At 71.6% G+C, this 215-nt stretch carries 1 protein-coding gene; it reads right to left on the bottom strand.

The annotated features are described in order from the left end of the window. The coding region (locus P9230_RS32395; RefSeq protein WP_278121784.1) for a hypothetical protein at window positions 1-215 on the bottom strand (215 nt) is incomplete at both ends.

Below are 215 nucleotides of genomic sequence, written 5' to 3'. Positions count from 1 at the left end.
GGCGCTACGGGTGATACCGGAGCAACGGGCTCGACAGGTGCGACCGGAGCAACAGGTGCGACCGGCGCCACCGGCGATACCGGAGCAACGGGCTCGACGGGTGCGACCGGAGCAACCGGCGCCACAGGCGCTACCGGCGATACCGGAGCAACGGGCTCGACGGGTGCAACAGGTGCGACCGGCGCTACGGGTGCAACGGGTGCGACCGGCTCGAC

Source organism: Mesorhizobium sp. WSM4887 (assembly GCF_029625865.1).
Taxonomy (GTDB): domain Bacteria; phylum Pseudomonadota; class Alphaproteobacteria; order Rhizobiales; family Rhizobiaceae; genus Mesorhizobium.
The sequence above is the reverse complement of the archived record's forward strand: the minus strand, read 5'-3'. Positions and strand labels throughout refer to the sequence as shown.